Origin of the sequence: Nonomuraea sp. N2-4H, assembly GCF_045291505.1 — a bacterium.
Taxonomy (GTDB): domain Bacteria; phylum Actinomycetota; class Actinomycetes; order Streptosporangiales; family Streptosporangiaceae; genus Nonomuraea; species Nonomuraea fastidiosa.
On sequence record NZ_CP147987.1, the window covers coordinates 3,148,530 to 3,164,488 of the forward strand.

Genomic DNA, 15,959 nt, shown 5'->3' on the forward strand with positions numbered 1-15,959 from the left:
GGCCTGTCAGGCGTCGCCGAACATGCGCCGGGCGTCCCTCTCCGGGGCGTCGAAGGCGTGCAGCGCCCGGGTGAGCGAGCCTTCCTCGAAGCCGAAGTGGGCCTTCATCGTGGCCTTGACCTCGTTGATCTGCTGGAAGAGCCGCCGCGGTGAGGTGCGCGGACCGTCGAGCGCGTGCTGGAAGCCGGCCAGCAGGCGCGCGAGGACCTCGTGCTCGCGGCGCAGGCGGGCGATCGCGGGCGCCAGCTCGGGTGCCTGCCGGAGCAGGGCGGGGAAGAAGTGGTCGTCCTCGCTGCGGTGGTGGCTGCCCAGCGCGGAGCAGAACGTGTAGCAGAAGATCCGCAGCTCGGGCTTGAGCGCCTGGGCGCGCTCACCGCGGCGAATGGCCTTACGGGCGTCCTCCAGGGTCTTCTCCAGGCGGTGGTGGACGTCTTGGAGCTCGCGATGCCAGGCGAAGAGGCGCGTGCGCAGCATGGTCCGGCCCTTTCAGGACGGTCGGGTGGGGGAGTGGCTCACGTGTGGTCCTTTCGCTGGGTCATCGCCGGTGGCGCGCGGCTTCGGTAGCTGCTCCAGCAGGCTCTCGTGCCAGGCGATCTCCGCCTTCAGCCGCGCCGTGGTGTGGTCGAACGTCATCGGCTCCAGCCCGCGCAGGTACGGCTCGGCCTGCGTGCGCCGGTGCCGCCAGGCCGTCAGCCGGGCCTTGAGCGCGTCCAGCCGGTCGCCGATCACGGCGCGGAGGTCCTCGTCGGCGAGGTCGTCGGCGTAGTGGAGGGCGAGGTCCATCGGGTCGGGCCGCAGCCGGACCTCGCGCAGCGTCCGGTCGCGCAGCGCGATGAACTCCGGACTGGTCAAACGCGAGCAGTTGCCACTTATTGATCTACAACGTAAAGGCGCCGGGTTCTGAGGCTCTACTCTTCCCCCTTTTTCGAAGCGGGCTTCGCCCGCACGCCCCGACGAACAACCAAGGCCGGGCGGGCCTATCGGCGGGTGATGGCCTGTTCGAGCAGGTGGTGGAGGGTGCGTTGCTGCTCGGGGGTGAGGGCGGCCAGAGGTGAGTCCTCGACGAGGAGCTGGAGGAGGCGCTCGCGCAGGGCGTTGCCTTCGGGGGTCAGGACGAGGTGTTTGGCGCGGCGGTCGGTGGGGTGGGGGCGGCGTTCGATGAGGCCCTGCTTTTCCAGCTTGTCGACGATGAAGGTGGCGTTGGAGGGCTCGCAGCTCATGCGTTCCGCCAGCTCTCGCATGGTCATGGGGCCGGTCATCTCCCGGAGGGCGGTGGCCTGGGCGGCGGTGAGGCCCAGGGTGGTGGCGCGCCGGCGTACGTGGTCGGCGATCTGCTGGGCCAGGCCGTTGACCAGGCCGCAGAGCTCGCGTTCGGCGGTGGCTTGCGGTTCTGGGGAGATGGTCATGGCGTTCATGCTAGCAACGTGCTTCAAGACAGCATTTTTCTAGCTTCACTGTTTCAAGTCAGGATATTTCAAGCTTGACTGATTCACGCTGGATGCTTACGGTGGCGCTGGTCGCCGCGTTGGGGCGCGGTGCGTGGATCTGCGGCCTTGTCGAGGAAGGGTGTGTGGCATGGCGATCGGTGCGGTTGGTCTGGGTGAGCGGTTGCGGCGGCCGGGTGAGGCCCGGTCGTTGTGGCTGGGTGAGACGCGGGTGTCGTTCGTTCCTGATGGGGTGATTCAGGGGGTGCCGCGTGCGTGGCTGCCGGACTCGACGGAGGAGTTCTGGGCCGCTCATCCCGAGTATGTGGACGGTTCGGGGTATCTGGTGGCGAGCATCGGCGGTCTGCTGGTGGAGAGCGGTGGCCGGGCGTTGCTGATCGATGCGGGGTGGGGGCCGGTGTCGTTGCCGGCCGTGCCGGGGCGGCCGAATGGTGCCGTGCGTGGTGGTGCGTTGCTGGACGGTTTGCGGGCGCTGGGGCGTGGGCCGGAGGAGATCGAGGCGGTGGCGTTCACGCACCTGCATGTTGATCATTTCGGCTGGGCCTGGGGTCAGGGTGGTGTGGGGCCGGTGTTCGCGCGGGCGGAGTATCTGGTGGCGGAGCCGGAGTGGGCGGGGTCTGATCTGTCCGCGCAGGGGGTGCTTGAGGGGGTGCGGGTGCGGACGGTGGCCGATGGGGAGGAGGTTTTCCCGGGTGTGCGGGTGCGGGTCACCGGTGGTCACACGGCCGGGCATGCGGAGTATGTCATCAGCGGTGGTGGGAGGCGGCTGATCGCGTTCGGGGATGCCATGCATTCGCCGGTGCAGGCCGATCATCCTGAGTGGTCTTGCGTGTACGACCATGATCGGGTGCGGTCGGCTGAGCATCGTCGCCGGCTGATCGCCGAGCTTGAGCGGCCGGACACGATCGGCTTCGGGGTGCATTTCGCCGATGTGGTCTTCGGTCGGGTCGTCCGGGACGGTGCGGGTTCTGTGTGGCGGCCGTTGGACGCGTGATCGGGTGAGGGGGTCCGGTGATCGCAGCGTGATCGTCGGGTTTCTCGTCGGTGGCGTGGACGCGGTGCACGGGAGGCTAAGGCGCGGTTGGCCGGCCGTCAGGGGCGGGTGGCGAGGCGGCGGGCGGCGTGGACGACGGCGGCGCGGCGGCGGGCGGCTTCGTCTGTGTCGCCGTCGTGGTGGCCGGTGAGCATGCGGGCGATCTGGGGTGCGGCCGACCAGTAGCTGGACAGGGAGATGATGAGGAACATCAGGTGGGCGGGGTCGAGGGTGTCGTCGATATGGCCGGCCTGCTGGGCGGCGGCGATGGTGGCGGCTTTGGCCTTGTAGAGGTCGGTGCGGGTGAGTTCGTCGGGGACGGCGTCCTTGCCGGTGAGTCCTTCCCAGAGGACGAGGCGGGCGAGGTCGGGGTGGGTGCGCTGGTAGTCGAAGGCGCGGCCGGCGAAGTCGCCGATGTCGTCGGGGCCGGTGATGTGGAGGGGGACGGCGGCGGCGAGGGCGTCGACTTCGGTGCGGATGACGGTGGAGAAGAGGGCGGTTTTGTCGCCGTAGTAGTTGTAGACGCGTTCGCGGTTGACTTTGGCGCGTTTGGCGATGCGGTCGATGGTGGTGCCGTCGGGGCCGTGGGCGGCGAATTCGGTGAGTGCCGCTTGGTAGATGCGCTTTTTGGTGCCTTCGACGTCCCATGCCATGGCGGTCATCATATTCCAACACGCGTGTTGCATTTGGTGGCGGGGCGGGGTTATGGTCGGCCTGTCGCCAACACGAGTGTTGGAATTTCATCCTCTCAGGGGCAGGACCATGACCGTGAAGACCGTACTGATCACCGGCGCCACCAGCGGCGTCGGCGCCGAGGCCGCGCGGCTGCTGCTGGAGCGCGGCCACCAGGTGGCCGTCACCGGCCGCAACGAGGCGCGGCTGAAGGCGTTCGTGGAGGAGGCCGGGCATCCGGACCGGCTGCTCGGTGTGATCGCCGACGCCGCCGATTGGCAGGACACCCAGCGGGCGGTGGCGCAGACCGTGGAGCGGTTCGGGGCGCTGCATGCGGCGGTGGCCAACGCCGGGTTCACCTCCCGCGACCATGTGCAGACCGCGGGCACGACGCTGGCCGACGGCGATCCTGAGCTGTGGCCGTCGATGGTGCTGACCAACGTGCTCGGCCCGGCGCTGCTGGCCAGGGCGACGCTCGCGCATCTGGAGGCGACCGGCGGGCGGCTGGTGTTCGTCGGCAGCGTGGTCGGGGTGAAGAACAGCCCCGGCAACCTGTACTCGGCGACGAAGTGGGCGGTGACCGGGCTGGCGGAGAACCTGCGCATGCTCGCCACCGGCCGCGGGGTCGGTGTGACGCTGGTCAATCCGGGCGTCATCGACACGCCGTTCTGGTGGGACGCGGGCGCGCCGCCGGTGTCGCTGCAGCCGGGTGCGATCGCCGAGGCGATCTGCTACGCGCTCGACCAGCCGGCCGGGGTGGACCTCAACACGATCACGATCCGGCCGATCGGCCAGCAGAACTGACGAGGCTCGCCCCAGGCGTCTTCGGCGTCAGAAGACGAGGTCGCGCCTGGTTTTCACCTCCTCGGCGGTCAGGGCGCGGGCGATGATGGCGGGCCGGTCCAGGCCGCCGGTCGGGCGCTGATCGCCGTTCTGGTCGGCGCCGAAGCGCAGCGGCCGGGTGGCGCGGCCGGCGATGCCGTCGGGCCCGGTGCGGCCGGTGGCGTGGCGGCCGCCTCGTTGCGCAGTGTGTAGCTGTGGCCGGTGCGGGCGGCGGCGTCGACGGCCGCGGTGACGCGGTCGTGGGGTCGTCGCGGCGGTAGGTGGGGTAGGTGTCGGCGTAGTCGGTGCCGGCCGACAGCAGCAGGACGGCGCTGTCGGCGCCCTCGACGCGGACGCTCTGGCCTTCGTCGGTACGCCGGCCGCCTTGGGTGATGACCTGGAGCTGGGCTTCGAAGCGCAGGCCGTTGTCGGCCAGGCGGCCGCGGATGGTGAGCCTGCCGTTGTGCGCGGTGACGGTCTTGTCGTCGCGGGGCGAGGTGTGGCGGAGGGTGAAGGACACATCGGGGGTCAGTCGTCGTCGGTGAAGACGGCCTCGCGGCGGCGGCGGATCGCCGGCAGCACGGCCACCACCAGCGCCAGCACGGCCAGCGCCAGCAGCACGGCCGAGATGGGGCGGGTCACGAACACCGACGCGTCGCCGCGCGAGATGATCATCGCGCGGCGCAGGTTCTCCTCCAGCAGGGGGCCGAGCACGAAGCCGAGCAGCAGCGGTGCCGGCTCGCAGCCGCACGTGATGAGGATGTAGCCGAGCAGCCCGAACGCCACGATCGCGTAGACGTCGAAGGCGTTGAAGCTGAGCGAGTAGGTGCCGATCGCGGCGAACAGCACGATCATCGGGAACAGCACCTGGTAGGGGATGCGCAGCATGCGCACCCACATGCCGATGAGCGGCAGGTTGAGCAGCACCAGCAGCACGTTGCCGATCCACATCGAGGCGATCAGCCCCCAGAACAGGGCCGGTTCCTCGACGATGACGTTGGGGCCTGGGGTGATGCCGTGCACGATGAACGCCCCGACCATGAGGGCCATCACCGGGTGGGCGGGCAGGCCGAGCGTGAGCAGCGGGATGAAGGAGGTCTGGGCGGCGGCGTTGTTGGCCGACTCCGGTCCGGCGACGCCTTCGATGGCGCCGTGGCCGAACTGCTGCGGCCGGCGGGAGATGCGCTTCTCGACGGCGTAGGAGGTGAAGGAGGCCAGGACGTGGCCGCCGCCGGGCAGCACGCCGAGCGCGGCGCCCAGGCCGGTGCCGCGCAGGATGGGGCCGGCGATGCGGCGCCAGTCGTCGCGGGTGGGCCACAGGTGGCGCACCCGGGAGACGATCGCGGTGCGGGTGTGGCCGGCCTCCAGGTTGCGCAGGATCTCGGCGACGCCGAACATGCCGACGGCGACCGAGACGAAGTCGATTCCCCCGTACAGCTCGCGCTGTCCGAAGACGAAGCGGGGGGTGCCGGTGTAGATGTCCTGGCCGATGGTGCCGAGCAGGACGCCGAGCGCGATCATGGCGAGGGCTTTGAGCGCGGTGCCGCGGGCGAGCGCGATGGAGACGATGAGGCCGAGCAGCACCAGGGAGAAGTACTCGGCGGGCCCGAACTGCAGCGCCACGCGGGCCAGGGGCGGTGCGGCGAGGGCGAGGACGACGGTGGCGATGGTGCCGGCGATGAACGAGCCGATGGCGGCGGTGGCCAGGGCGGGTCCGGCGCGGCCTTGGCGGGCCATCTCGTGGCCGTCGAGGGCGGTGACGGCGGCGGAGGATTCGCCGGGCAGGTTGATGAGGATGGCGGTGGTCGAGCCGCCGTATTGGGCGCCGTAGTAGATGCCGGCCAGCATGATGAGGGCGGTGACCGGTTCGAAGGTGAAGGTGATGGGCAGCAGCATCGCGACCGTCGCGGTCGGTCCGATGCCGGGCAGCACGCCGACGGCGGTGCCGAGCAGCACGCCGACGAAGCAGTACAGGACGTTCTGGATGAGCAGGGCGGTGGAGAAGCCCAGGGCGAGGTTGTCGAGAAGGTCCATACCTCAAGATCCGGTCGCGTGTCAGGCTCCGAGCCACGGGCCCAGGAGGGGGATGCGCAGCTGGAGTCCGACGACGAAGATGAGGGTGGCGGCCGCGGTGAGGCCGGCGGTGACGGCCAGGGCCGTGATGAGCCGTACGCGGGCGGCGAGCGTGGTGAGCAGGGCGGTCACCGCCGAGGCCGGGACGAACCCGAGGCCCCGTACGGTGAAGCCGAAGAACACCAGGGCGGCGGTGATGACGGCGGCGGCGCGCCACGGGATGCGGCCGAAGGTGATCGCCTCGCCCGCGATGAGGCCCTTGACGACGATGGCCAGGCCGAGTGCGGCGACGATGGCGCCGACCAGCAGCGGGAAGGCGCCGGGCCCCAGCCGCAGCGGGGTGCCCAGGTCGTAGCCGAGCGCGCCGGCGGCGAACGCGGCGCCGATGACGATGAAGATGGCGCCGGCCAGGACGTCCGGCCAGGAGCGGCGTGCCCGCATGTTCAGGAGGCCTTCACGCCGGCGTCGGCGATGACCTTGCCCCAGGTGCCGAGCTGTTCTTGCAGCTTGGTCTTGTGGGCCTCGGGGGTGGCCTGGTCGGCGGGGACGGGGGCGGTGCCGAGTTTGGCCATCTGGTCGATGACCTTCTGGTCGGCCAGGGCCGTCTTCAGCGCCTCCGACAGTTTGGTCACCACGTCGGGCGGGGTGCCTTTGGGGACGTAGAGGCCGTGCCAGACGCTGACCTGCAGTTGCGGGAGCCCGGCTTCGCTGGTGGTGGGCACGTCGGGGAGGCTTGTGACGCGTTCGGGGGTGGTGACGGCGTAGACCTTGACCTCTTTGGCGGCGATCTGGCCGCTGGTGTTGGTGGTCTGGTCGCACATGAAGTCGACCTGGCCGCCGACGAGGTCGGTCAGGGCGGGTCCGGTGCCTTCGTAGGGGACCTCCTGGAGTTTGACGCCGGTGGCGGTCTGGAACAGCAGGCCGCACAGGTGGGAGGCGGCGCCGATGCCGGCGTTGGCGAGGGTGACCTTGTCGGCGTTGGCCTTGACGTAGGAGACGAGGTCCTGCAGCGTGGCGGGGCCGAAGTCCTTGCGCGCCACGATCGTCATGGGCACCTCGGTGACCAGGCCGACGGTCTCGAAGCTCTCCAGCGGCTGGTAGCCGAGGTCCTTGTACAGGGCGGGGGCGGTGGACATGCCGATGTGGTGCATGAGCACGGTGTAGCCGTCGGGCTGGGCGCGGGCGACCTCGCCTGCGCCGACGGTGCCGCCGGCGCCTTCGACGTTCTGCACGACGATCTTGCCGCCGAGTGTCGCGGCCATCGGGTCGGCGATCATGCGGGTGACGGTGTCGGTGGGGCCGCCCGCGCTGAACGGTACGACGAAGGTGATGGTGCGGTCGGGGTAGCCGCCGCCGGTGCCGGCTGTGGTGCCGCCGGTGCCGCCGGTGCCGGAGCAGGCGGCCACCAGCGCCGTCGCGCCGATGACGGCGATCATGCGGGCGGCGGCCCGGTACCTGCTGGTCAGTGTCATATCGCGACCTCCTCGTCAGCGCGTGCCCGTGGGGCGTGCGTGCGCGGCCTCGATCCGTTGGTGCGAAGACGCGTTCAGGGGGTGGTGAGGAATGGTGTCGTGAATGCGGCCGGTTGGGGAAAGAATCGCAAGATTAACGGGGCAACACAAGCGTTGATTTGGTGCGGACCGGGAGGTGCGGTCGGGGCCGGACGGCGTCATCATCCCCGGCGCCGCCGGGGCGGGCAAGACAGAGCGGGAAACGATACGGAAACGACGTCCGGCGTGCCGCAGGCGTCTTTTCGCCGGCCGGTCCGGCGTTTCGGCTGTTTCCGGTGCGGGGGATGTGCGGCTGCTTTTCCGGGCCGCCCGGCGTGTCCCGTGTGCGGGAAAATGCGTTGCTGCCGGTCAGGGGCCCGACGTAGGCTGCTGCGCTCGTGGTCTCGGTGATGGAACGCGTGCTGCCCGCCCGGCTGGGGACGGGTTTCCGGTGGTTGCTGGCCTCGAGCTGGCTGACGAACCTCGGCGACGGGCTGGCTGCGGCGGCGGGGCCGCTGCTGATCGCCACCCTGACCCGCGACCCGTTGCTGATCTCGCTGTCGGCCCTGGTGGGCTGGGCGCCGCCGCTGATGTTCGGCCTGTATGCGGGCGTGCTGTCCGACCGGCACGACCGGCGCACGATCGTGCTGGTGGCCAACGCCGCCCGCGCGGTGGTGCTGGCGGCGCTGACGGTGATGCTGCTGACCGGCACGCTGACGGTGGCCATGGCGCTGGTGGCGCTGACGCTGCGGTCGGTGGCGGAGGTGTTCGCCGACAACGCCACCTCCACGCTGACGCCCATGCTGGTCGGCCGTGAGGATCTGATGGTGGCCAACGCCCGCCTGGGCACCGGGTTCATCACGCTCAACCAGCTCGCCGGGCCGCCGGTGGGAGCGGCGCTGATCGGGCTCGGCCTCCTGTGGCCGTTCGCGGCGCAGTTGCTGCTGGTGCTGGCGGGGATGGTGCTGGTGTCGCGGATCGCGCTGCCGCCGCACGGCCGCCGCGCCGCGCAGGCCGCCTCCGCCGGGCGGGGCGGCTCCGCCGGACGAGGCGGCTCCGGGGCGGTGCACGAGCTGCTGGACGCCTTCCGCTGGACGATCAGGCACGCGGCCGTCCGCACGCTGGTCCTCACCATCTTGATCTTCAACTTCACGTTCGGCGCCGCCTGGTCGGTGCTCGTGCTCTACACCCAGGAGCAGCTCGGCCTGGGCGCCGTCGGGTTCGGCCTGGTCACCACCATCCAAGGCGTCGGCGGCCTGGTCGGCACCGGCCTGTACGGGGCGATCACCCGGAAGGTGAGCCTGGGGGTGCTGATGCGGATCGGGCTCATCATCGAGACGTTCACCCACCTGGGGCTGGCGCTGACGCACTCGCCATGGGTGGCCGGCGGTATCTTCCTGGTCTTCGGCGCGCACGCCTTCATCTGGGGCACCACGTCGGTGACGGTGCGGCAGCGGGCGGTCCCGCACGAGCTGCAGGGCCGGGTCGGCAGCGTCAACACCATCTGCGTCTACGCCGGGCTGGTGGTCGGCTCGGTCATCGGCGGGCTGCTGGCCACGCATTGGGGGGTGGCGGCGCCGTTCTGGTTCGCCTTCGCCGGGTCGGCGGCGTTCGTGGTGCTGCTGTGGCGGCAGCTGCTGCACATCGCCCACGACGAGTGAGCACGACGCACGACGACTGACCTCGTGCGGGCCGCGTCAGGCGGGGATGCGGAACAGCGCGACCGCGCGGGTGCCGATCTTGAAGGAGGCGTCGGGGCGGCGGTCGCCGTCCACGACGACCTTGCGGCCGCGTACGGTGACCGCCAGCACGCCGCCCTGCGGCAGCACCGCCGTCACCGCCTCGACCATGCCGGTGACGCCTTCGGCGGCCGAGGGGCCGTGCCAGTGGGCCTGCTCGCCGTAGGGGACGTCGGTGATCGCGATGTCCGGTATGCGGCCGGCGACGGCCTGCCGGAGCTGGGCGGGGTCGAACACATCGGCCTGGCGTGCGGCGTGGGGGAGGTCGCCGCCGGCCGCCTGCAGCGCGTCCGCCAGGCGGCCGGCGGCCTGGGCGGCCTTGGTGTAGGCGGGTTTTCCGAAGCGTCCGGCGCGCTCGCGCAGGTCGGCGGCGCGGGCGTTGAGTCCGGCCCGGCTGAGCAGGGCGAGGTTGCGCCCGGCCAGGGCGACCGCCTCGGGGTCGAGGTCGGTGGCCAGCACCGAGGCGATGCGGGAGCGGTGCAGCAGCGCCGTCACGGTCAGCAGGTAGCCGCTGCCGCAGCACGGATCCCACAGCGCGGCCGGCTCGTCTCCGCCGCGCAGGGCCAGGGCGCGCTGGAAGATCTCGCTGGCCAGCCGGACGGGAAAGGCGGGGAACCCGAGCGCGGAGTGCAGCACCGAGCCGCTGGCCAGGTCCTGGTGGTCGCGGGGCTCGACGGCGTGGCGGTAGGTCATGCGGGGCCGCTCGTGGCCGCGCGGCGCTGGCGGGCGGCCTCGTACAGGGTGACGGTGGCCGCGCTGGCGGCGTTGAGCGAGCTGGCCGAGCCGGCCATGGGGATGCGGGCCATGACGTCGCAGGACTGCCGCCATGCGGCGCTCATGCCGGTGGTCTCGTTGCCGATGACCAGCAGGGTCGGGCCGGTCAGGTCGAGCTCGGAGATGTCGCGGTCGCCTTTTTCGTCGGTGCCGACGACCGTCAGCGGCACCCCCTGGGCGCGCAGGCCGTCCACCCAGGCGAGGACCTCGCGGTGTGAGGGGCAGCGCACCACCGGCAACGCCAGCAGCGAGCCGGTCGAGGCGCGCACCGAGCGGGGGTCGTAGGGGTCGGCGGCGTGGCCGGTGACGATGAGGCCGGTGCCGCCGAAGGCGTCCAGCGAGCGGGCCATGGTGCCGATGTTGCCGGGCATGTTGGGCCGGTCGAACACCGCGCCCAGAAACCGCGGCCCTGCCTGGATGCGGGACAGGTCGTCCTCGGGCAGCTCGGCGACCGCGACCAGCTCGGGCACGTCCTCGTCCTTCTCGCCGAGCTGCCGCAGCAGGTCGGGGGCGAGGGCCACGGGCTCGGCCCCGGAGACCTCCAGCATCTGCCGGGCCCAGCTCGACAGCGTGCGCTCGGCGTCGTAGAGCATGGCCCGGATGGGGTGGCCGAACTCCACTGCGAGGCTGATCGGGCGTACGCCCTGGACGATGAACTCCTTGGCGCGCTGCCGCTTGGTGCGGTTGCCCAGCAGGGCCTGCCACTGCTGGAAGCGGGCGTTGGCCCGCGTGATGCGCATGTGCGCCGTTGCCGGTCGCCCCCGATGAATCACGCCGTACAGGATAGGAGGGGATCGGCCGGTGACCGCAATCGAATAACGGGCCTCACCGCAGGAGGGCGCGCAGCTCGTCGAGCACGTCCTTGATGATGACGGTGAGCGGGCGCTGCTCGCCGTCGGCGATCCAGCGCAGGAACGCGACCTCGAACGCGGCGATGCCCGAGCGCGCGGCCAGCGTGGCCGTGGGCGCGGCGACGCCGCGTGCGGCCATGGCCTCGGCGATTGTGGCGGCCAGTATCGACAGCTTGTGCTGCTCGCGTTCCTGCAGGGCGGGGTTGCGGTCGATGACCTGCTGGCGGGTACGTGACCAGGGGCGGCGCTCGTCGGAGAAGGCCGAGGTGATCGCCTGCAGGGCGGAGGTGAGCACCTCCATCGGCGTGGCCTGCTCGGGCGCGGCGTTCACGCCCTGGAGGGCGGCCTTGACCAGGTGGTCCTGGCCGCGGAAGAGGACCTCGCGCTTGTCCTTGAAGTGGCGGAAGAAGGTGCGCTCGGTCAGCCCGACCGCTTGGGCGATCTCCGCGGCGGTCGTCTCCTCGTAGCCGCGGGTGGCGAACAGCTCTAGGGCCGCCTGCTGCAGCCGATCGGGGGCTCCGGGTTCCCAACGCACCATGGCCTCGAGTCTAGTGATGACAGCAACTGACATGCGAGCTACGCTATGTCAGCGACTGACGTCAGTTGCTGTCATCACTTGGAATCCGCCCCGGAAGGGGCGCGTGAGGAGATCCCGCCATGCACGTGTTCGTCACCGGAGCCTCCGGATGGATCGGCTCCGCCGTCGTCGACGACCTGCTCGCCGCCGGCCACAAGGTCACCGGCCTGGCCCGCTCCGACGCCTCCGCCGCCAAACTGGAGGCCAAGGGCGCCGCCGTCCACCGCGGCGACCTCGACGACCTGGCCGGCATCCGCGCCGCCGCCTCGACGGCCGAGGCCGTCATCCACCTGGCCAACAAGCACAACTGGGACGACCTGGCCGGCACCAACGCCGCCGAACGCGCCGCCGTCCAGGCCATCGGCGACGCCCTCGCCGGCAGCGACCGGCCGTTCCTGCTCGCCTCCGGCATCGCCGGTTTCGGCGAGGCGATCGTCACCGAGGCCACCCCCTCGCCCTTCCACGGCCCCGACGCCCCGCGCGGCGGCAGCGAGAACCTCGCCCTGTCGTACGCCGAGCGCGGCGTGCGCGCCGTCGCCCTGCGCTTCCCGCCCACCGTGCACGGCACCGACGACCACGGCTTCATCTCCGTCATCGCCGGGATCGCCCGCGACAAGGGCGCCTCCGGCTACCCCGGCGACGGCGCCAACCGCTGGTCGGCCGTGCACATCTCCGACGCCGCCCGCCTGGTCACCCTCGCCCTCGACAAGGCGCCCGCGGGCAGCCGCGTGCACGCCGTCGCCGAGCAGGGCGTGCCGACCCGCGAGATCGCCGAGGCCATCGGCCGGGTGTTCGGCCTGCCCACCGCCTCGATCGACCCCGCCGAGGTGGCCGGCCACTTCGGCTGGATCGGGCACTTCTTCTCCGCCGGCTGCCACGCGAGCAGCACGGTCACCCAGGAGCTGCTCGGCTGGAAGCCCACCGGGCCCACCCTCATCGCCGACATCGAAGCCGGCGCCTACGGTCGCCGCTGACCCTCTTCGCGAGGGGTCAGGTGCGGCGGCGGAACACGACGCAGGCCCTCGCGTCAGGCCGGGCGGCGGAGCACCACGTACGCCGCCCCGACCGGCGCCGCCGGCACCAGGCACGCGGGCGCCCAGCGTCGCCGCCCCGGCACCGGGCACGCTGCGCGGACGAGAGGCCGGACGCCCCGACCTGGGGTGCGGCGACGAGGTCGCGGAGGTGGCCCTGTCCGTTACCACGGAGGTGGCCCCGTCCAGAATCGGGGTGGCGTGTCTCAGCCCGGTCTGGCCCACTGCGACGGCCGAAACGCCGAGTCGGCTCGCCGAGTCGGCTCGCCCGTGCCGCCGGCTGCCCGGCGCTCACCAGCGGCACCGGCAGCGGCATCGCGACGCGGGTGTGCCGGGTGGCCGCACCCAGCGCCACCCCGGCCGCCTGCGCCGCACCGACCGGCCGAACGGCACCGCGCCGCGGCTCTCGTAGTACGGCCACGCCATCACCGCACCCCCCAACCTGCGATGGCAGCCAAGCCACCACCCCGGCCCGCACGGCCGCCACCGAACCCCGACCCCCGGTGGCAGCCAGGCCACCGCTCTGGGCCGGCACGGTCACCGCCGGCGCTGTGCCTCCCGCTCGCTCGGCTTCTGGTCGCCGGCCATCTCGCCCTCCCATCACCCCGCGCAGTCGGGTGAGGGGCCGGAACGGTCGAGTGAGAGGCCGGAACAGTCGGGGACAGGCCGGAACGGTTCACGCCCCTTCCTTGACCAGCCATGCCGGGAGCGGGTTGGGATCCGTGCCGGCCGGATCATGAGCCGTCCGGTGCTCCCTGGCGGGCGGCGGCTTCCGAGGGGGCGTCCGGGGCGCTCTCGCGGGCGGCAGCGTCCGAGGCGGCGTCCGGGGCGTCCTGGCGGGTCGCGGCCGGTCTGACGGCCCAGAGGCCCGCGCCGTACATGGCCAGGCCGAGCAGCATGAAGCCGCCGGCCACCGGATAGCGCAGCCCCTCCGGCATGTACGTGGCCAGGAACCAGGTGTGGCGCAGCATGTCGTTGGCCACGAAGACGGCGGCCACGATGCCCTGCGGCACCAGCGGGATCGCGCCGAAGCCGAAGCAGTACCAGGCGACGGTCTTGCGGCGCCGCGACAGCCGGTCGAAGCGGGAGGTCACGGTCGTCTCCGGCTTGCGGCCGGTCCGCATGACGTCCAGCAGCTCCGGCCCGCGCGAGCGCAGCCGCCGCTCGGCCAGCAGGCCGAACCACCACCAGCACGCGGCCCCGCTCACCACGCCGGCCGCGACGCCGGCCCAGCCCCACAAGAGCGCCGCCAGCGCCGCGGGCGCGCCGGTGAGGATGACCAGGACGAGCATCAGGTAGGCGAGCCCGGTCAGGCCGCCGTCGTCCTCGCTGGTGCGCAGCGGGTTGCCGGCGCGGCGGTGCGGATCGGTGCCGGGCACCAGCAGGTGCACCGACACCCACGGCACCAGCCCGGCCGCGCCGCCCAGCAGCGCGGCCGTCAACGCCAGCACCAGCGGCCACGGCCCGCCCGTCACGGCCGTGCACGCCACGGCGAGGACGATCGCCACCGGCGCGTGCGCCGCCAGCCAGGCGAGCTGGCGGCCGCGCACGTCGCTCGTGCCGGGCATCATCAACGTCAGCCACAGCGCGGTGCCGTCGAAACCGTAGACGTTGGCGCTCATCGCCGCCGCCATCACGATGAAGATCGGGCCCGTGTACGGCAGCATGCCGTTCCAGCCGAGCAGCAGCGGGCTGGTGGTGAAGCAGGCGGCATACGCCAGGGCGAAGGTGAGCTGATGGTTGCGTACGAGGTCGCGTGACCAGGTGCGCAGCTCTTTGGCGACGATCGCGCCGTTGGCGGTGGCGGCGGTCATCGGCCGCCTGGCCCGGCCGGAGCGGCGGGTGGTGCCGGAGCGTTCGCCGAGCAGCGCCGCCCACACCGCCAGCAGGAGCACCACCAGGGCGGCCAGCGCCGCCAGCGCCCACCACCGGCCCTGCACGGCCAGCAGTCCCCAGCCGGAGGGCAGGTAGTACACCACGGCGGGCACGCCGGTCTGCTCGAAGGCCACCAGGAACACCCAGATCTGCGCGAGCCCGGCCAGGAGCGCGCCGTTCAGCAGGCCGGAGGCGACCGCACCGGGCCGGGTGCGTACGGCCAGGCCGACCAGCGCCACCGCCACCTTCGACAGCAGCACGAACACGGCCAGCTGCAGCACCATCGCCGGCACCGCCACCAGCGCGGCCGCCGCGCCCTGCCGCGCCCCCGCCACCACGAGCCCGCCCAGCGCGACCAGGCTGGCCAGCGGCGCCAGACCCACGAAGGCGGCCACCAGCAGGCCGCCCGCCAGGCGGCGCGGCGGCAGGCCGAGCAGCGCGAAGTACTCCGGGCGCAGCGTCTCGTCGCCGCCGCCCATGAAGATCGGGCCGAGGACCCAGCCCAGCAGCCACACCGCGTACGCGGCGGCCAGCAGGTCGAGGTCGGTGAAGGCCAGATAGAGCGTGGCCGCCGCGCACAGCAGGCCGAGCGTCGCGCCCGTGCCGGCCGTCTGCGCCCGCCTGCCGTGCAGGGCGTGCCGCAGCAGCGCGATCTTCATCCGGGCCATGGTCAGCTCGACAGCCACGACAACTCCTTGATGCCGTCGTCCGGGTCGCCGACGAGCTCGACGAAGGCGTCCTCCAGCGAGCGGGCGCCGCGTACCTCCTGCAGCGTGCCGGCCGCCGCCACGCGCCCCTTGTCGATCACGGCGACGCGGTCGCACAGCTGCTCGACCAGCGCCATCACGTGGCTGGACAGCACGATCGAGCCGCCGCCGGCCACGAAGCCGCGCAGGATCGTTTTGATCGTGGCGGCCGAGACCGGGTCGACGGCCTCGAACGGCTCATCCAGCACCAGCAGGCGGGGCGCGTGCAGCAGCGCGGTGGCCAGCCCGATCTTCTTGCGCATGCCGGTCGAGTACTCGATGACGAGCGTCTTGTCGGCGCCGTCCAGCTCCAGCACGCCCAGCAGGTCGTCGGTCCTTTGCGCCACCACGTCCTTGTCCAGCCCGCGCAGCAGGCCGAGATAGGTGAGCACTTCCCGTCCGGTGAGCCGTTCGGGCATGGCCAGCCCGTCGGGCAGCACCCCGACCAGCGCCTTGGCGCGTTCGGGCGCGGACCAGACGTCCTGGCCGAAGATGCGCGCGGTGCCCGCGTCGGGGCGCAGCAGGCCGACCGCCATGGACAGGGTGGTGGTCTTGCCCGCGCCGTTCTGGCCGACGAGCCCGAAGAACGAGCCCGGCGGGACGGTGAGGTGGATGCCGTCGACGGCGAGGGTGTCGCCGAAGCGCTTGGTCAGCTCGTCGATCTCGAGAGCCGGCGTCATAAGGAAATCTCCGGGGGCGAGGGGAACGCGACCCGCTTCAGGCCACGTGCTGGACTCGGCCATCGACGCCCGCCGGCGGCCCGGGGCATCGCAAGCGCACGTGATGCCCGCGCGTCCTTCTCTCTTCGCGAACGCGCAGTCACCCGATGGC

17 protein-coding genes are annotated in these 15,959 nt (G+C 72.1%); 4 read left to right on the forward strand and 13 right to left on the reverse strand.

Annotated elements, in window-relative coordinates:
* Positions 1-6: 6 nt before the first annotated feature.
* The 3 genes from WBK31_RS14510 to WBK31_RS14520 all read right to left on the reverse strand — a co-directional run bounded on the left by WBK31_RS14510 (position 7) and on the right by WBK31_RS14520 (position 1,415).
* A complete protein-coding gene (locus WBK31_RS14510; protein WP_378789152.1) occupies positions 7-474 on the reverse strand; it encodes a hemerythrin domain-containing protein in 468 nt (155 codons plus the stop codon).
* A gap of 12 nt (positions 475-486) precedes the next feature.
* On the reverse strand, positions 487-852 hold the full coding sequence (locus tag WBK31_RS14515; RefSeq protein WP_406675022.1) for a hypothetical protein: 366 nt from the start codon (positions 850-852) through the stop codon (positions 487-489).
* Positions 853-977: 125 nt separating this feature from the next.
* The gene (locus tag WBK31_RS14520) at positions 978-1,415 is read right to left on the reverse strand and encodes a MarR family winged helix-turn-helix transcriptional regulator (protein WP_406675023.1); all 438 of its coding nucleotides are present in this window, start codon (positions 1,413-1,415) and stop codon (positions 978-980) included.
* A gap of 160 nt (positions 1,416-1,575) precedes the next feature.
* On the opposite strand from WBK31_RS14520, the gene WBK31_RS14525 reads away from it, so the two are divergent.
* Positions 1,576-2,439 carry an MBL fold metallo-hydrolase gene (locus WBK31_RS14525; protein ID WP_364050659.1) on the forward strand — a complete coding sequence of 288 codons (864 nt, stop codon included), beginning with the start codon at positions 1,576-1,578 and terminating at the stop codon, positions 2,437-2,439.
* A 98-nt stretch (positions 2,440-2,537) separates the two neighbouring features.
* On the opposite strand, the gene WBK31_RS14530 is transcribed toward WBK31_RS14525, so the two are convergent.
* Entirely contained in the window at positions 2,538-3,131 is a 594-nt protein-coding gene (locus tag WBK31_RS14530; RefSeq protein ID WP_364050662.1) for a TetR family transcriptional regulator, read from the reverse strand.
* Positions 3,132-3,240: 109 nt separating this feature from the next.
* Between WBK31_RS14530 and WBK31_RS14535 the strand changes: the two genes are divergently transcribed.
* Positions 3,241-3,954, forward strand: a complete 714-nt coding sequence (locus WBK31_RS14535; protein ID WP_364050665.1) for an SDR family NAD(P)-dependent oxidoreductase — start codon at positions 3,241-3,243, stop codon at positions 3,952-3,954.
* Here the strand turns inward: WBK31_RS14535 and WBK31_RS14540 are convergent.
* From WBK31_RS14540 to WBK31_RS14555, 4 genes are read right to left on the reverse strand one after another with little or no spacing between them, the layout of a single operon-like run.
* On the reverse strand, positions 3,923-4,492 hold the full coding sequence (locus WBK31_RS14540) for a glycoside hydrolase N-terminal domain-containing protein (protein WP_378789146.1): 570 nt from the start codon (positions 4,490-4,492) through the stop codon (positions 3,923-3,925). The two genes, WBK31_RS14535 and WBK31_RS14540, sit on opposite strands and share 32 nt — an antisense overlap.
* A gap of 8 nt (positions 4,493-4,500) precedes the next feature.
* Positions 4,501-6,006 (reverse strand): tripartite tricarboxylate transporter permease, encoded by a 1,506-nt coding sequence (locus WBK31_RS14545; protein WP_406675024.1) that lies wholly within the window; start codon positions 6,004-6,006, stop codon positions 4,501-4,503.
* Positions 6,007-6,027: 21 nt separating this feature from the next.
* On the reverse strand, positions 6,028-6,486 hold the full coding sequence (locus WBK31_RS14550; protein WP_364050674.1) for a tripartite tricarboxylate transporter TctB family protein: 459 nt from the start codon (positions 6,484-6,486) through the stop codon (positions 6,028-6,030).
* A 2-nt stretch (positions 6,487-6,488) separates the two neighbouring features.
* The gene (locus tag WBK31_RS14555; RefSeq protein WP_364050677.1) at positions 6,489-7,517 is read right to left on the reverse strand and encodes a tripartite tricarboxylate transporter substrate-binding protein; all 1,029 of its coding nucleotides are present in this window, start codon (positions 7,515-7,517) and stop codon (positions 6,489-6,491) included.
* A gap of 428 nt (positions 7,518-7,945) precedes the next feature.
* On the opposite strand from WBK31_RS14555, the gene WBK31_RS14560 reads away from it, so the two are divergent.
* Positions 7,946-9,196 (forward strand): MFS transporter, encoded by a 1,251-nt coding sequence (locus tag WBK31_RS14560; protein ID WP_406675025.1) that lies wholly within the window; start codon positions 7,946-7,948, stop codon positions 9,194-9,196.
* A 36-nt stretch (positions 9,197-9,232) separates the two neighbouring features.
* Here the strand turns inward: WBK31_RS14560 and WBK31_RS14565 are convergent, their stop codons facing one another.
* The 3 genes from WBK31_RS14565 to WBK31_RS14575 form a co-directional block, all read right to left on the reverse strand.
* Complete coding sequence (locus WBK31_RS14565; RefSeq protein ID WP_406675026.1) at positions 9,233-9,967, reverse strand: rRNA methyltransferase; 735 nt, start codon at positions 9,965-9,967, stop codon at positions 9,233-9,235.
* Positions 9,964-10,788: a TrmH family RNA methyltransferase gene (locus WBK31_RS14570; RefSeq protein ID WP_364050686.1), complete on the reverse strand. Its 825-nt coding sequence runs from the start codon at positions 10,786-10,788 to the stop codon at positions 9,964-9,966. The genes WBK31_RS14565 and WBK31_RS14570 overlap by 4 nt, the downstream gene beginning before the upstream one ends.
* 85 nt (positions 10,789-10,873) lie before the next feature.
* Positions 10,874-11,437, reverse strand: a complete 564-nt coding sequence (locus tag WBK31_RS14575; RefSeq protein ID WP_364050689.1) for a helix-turn-helix domain-containing protein — start codon at positions 11,435-11,437, stop codon at positions 10,874-10,876.
* Positions 11,438-11,556: 119 nt separating this feature from the next.
* On the opposite strand from WBK31_RS14575, the gene WBK31_RS14580 reads away from it, so the two are divergent.
* A complete protein-coding gene (locus WBK31_RS14580; protein WP_406675027.1) occupies positions 11,557-12,450 on the forward strand; it encodes an SDR family oxidoreductase in 894 nt (297 codons plus the stop codon).
* A gap of 791 nt (positions 12,451-13,241) precedes the next feature.
* Here the strand turns inward: WBK31_RS14580 and WBK31_RS14585 are convergent.
* Both WBK31_RS14585 and WBK31_RS14590 read right to left on the reverse strand, forming a co-directional pair.
* Complete coding sequence (locus WBK31_RS14585) at positions 13,242-15,068, reverse strand: hypothetical protein (protein ID WP_378789138.1); 1,827 nt, start codon at positions 15,066-15,068, stop codon at positions 13,242-13,244.
* Complete coding sequence (locus tag WBK31_RS14590) at positions 15,053-15,808, reverse strand: ABC transporter ATP-binding protein (RefSeq protein ID WP_406675028.1); 756 nt, start codon at positions 15,806-15,808, stop codon at positions 15,053-15,055. Before WBK31_RS14590 ends, WBK31_RS14585 begins: the two co-directional genes overlap by 16 nt.
* Positions 15,809-15,959: the final 151 nt, after the last annotated feature.

What these genes read in the sequence shown, in the direction of transcription:
- WBK31_RS14570 (WP_364050686.1), bottom strand. Translation starts at nt 10,788, where the DNA reads ATGCGCATCACGCGGGCCAACGCCCGCTTCCAGCAGTGGCAGGCCCTG.
- WBK31_RS14580 (WP_406675027.1), top strand. Translation starts at nt 11,557, where the DNA reads ATGCACGTGTTCGTCACCGGAGCCTCCGGATGGATCGGCTCCGCCGTC.
- WBK31_RS14575 (WP_364050689.1), bottom strand. Translation starts at nt 11,437, where the DNA reads ATGGTGCGTTGGGAACCCGGAGCCCCCGATCGGCTGCAGCAGGCGGCC.
- WBK31_RS14565 (WP_406675026.1), bottom strand. Translation starts at nt 9,967, where the DNA reads ATGACCTACCGCCACGCCGTCGAGCCCCGCGACCACCAGGACCTGGCC.
- WBK31_RS14520 (WP_406675023.1), bottom strand. Translation starts at nt 1,415, where the DNA reads ATGAACGCCATGACCATCTCCCCAGAACCGCAAGCCACCGCCGAACGC.
- WBK31_RS14530 (WP_364050662.1), bottom strand. Translation starts at nt 3,131, where the DNA reads ATGGCATGGGACGTCGAAGGCACCAAAAAGCGCATCTACCAAGCGGCA.
- WBK31_RS14555 (WP_364050677.1), bottom strand. Translation starts at nt 7,517, where the DNA reads ATGACACTGACCAGCAGGTACCGGGCCGCCGCCCGCATGATCGCCGTC.
- WBK31_RS14545 (WP_406675024.1), bottom strand. Translation starts at nt 6,006, where the DNA reads ATGGACCTTCTCGACAACCTCGCCCTGGGCTTCTCCACCGCCCTGCTC.
- WBK31_RS14525 (WP_364050659.1), top strand. Translation starts at nt 1,576, where the DNA reads ATGGCGATCGGTGCGGTTGGTCTGGGTGAGCGGTTGCGGCGGCCGGGT.
- WBK31_RS14535 (WP_364050665.1), top strand. Translation starts at nt 3,241, where the DNA reads ATGACCGTGAAGACCGTACTGATCACCGGCGCCACCAGCGGCGTCGGC.
- WBK31_RS14560 (WP_406675025.1), top strand. Translation starts at nt 7,946, where the DNA reads ATGGAACGCGTGCTGCCCGCCCGGCTGGGGACGGGTTTCCGGTGGTTG.
- WBK31_RS14590 (WP_406675028.1), bottom strand. Translation starts at nt 15,808, where the DNA reads ATGACGCCGGCTCTCGAGATCGACGAGCTGACCAAGCGCTTCGGCGAC.
- WBK31_RS14510 (WP_378789152.1), bottom strand. Translation starts at nt 474, where the DNA reads ATGCTGCGCACGCGCCTCTTCGCCTGGCATCGCGAGCTCCAAGACGTC.
- WBK31_RS14550 (WP_364050674.1), bottom strand. Translation starts at nt 6,486, where the DNA reads ATGCGGGCACGCCGCTCCTGGCCGGACGTCCTGGCCGGCGCCATCTTC.